Genomic DNA, 384 nt, shown 5'->3' with positions numbered 1-384 from the left:
CATCTCCGCGCAGGCACAACGCCACTGGCTGTGCGCATTGCGCTGGCTTGGCTATGATCGAAAGCCATGAATAGCCTGCCGCCGCTCCGCCCATCCTGCCCGCCCGGCACCTGCACCTGCCGGCGTGACGAGCTACTGGAAACATCCGGCGGCGACGTACGCATTCTCATGCTGACCCGTCACGAGGAACGCCGCTTGCTCGAACGCCTGGAAAACGTGCAGAGCCTGGACGATCTCGAGCGCGTGCAACAACGCATGCGCGATCAGCTCGGCATCCGCATGACCGTCGCCCCTGGCCACAACGAAGTGCGCAGCATGCGCGGCATCGCCATCGAGTTCGCCGAACAGCCCGGCCTCTGCCGCAAAACCCGCCCGGCCATCGCC

At 65.9% G+C, this 384-nt stretch carries 1 protein-coding gene; it reads left to right on the top strand.

What is annotated here, in order from left to right; genetic code table 11:
• Positions 1-66: 66 nt before the first annotated feature.
• A partial coding sequence (locus KJQ99_RS10130) for a hypothetical protein (protein ID WP_214150773.1) occupies positions 67-384 on the top strand: 318 nt, incomplete at its 3' end.

The sequence above is a fragment of the Campylobacter sp. 2018MI13 genome (assembly GCF_018501135.1).
Lineage (GTDB): Bacteria > Campylobacterota > Campylobacteria > Campylobacterales > Campylobacteraceae > Campylobacter_E.
This window is presented reverse-complemented; position numbering and strand designations above follow the sequence as displayed.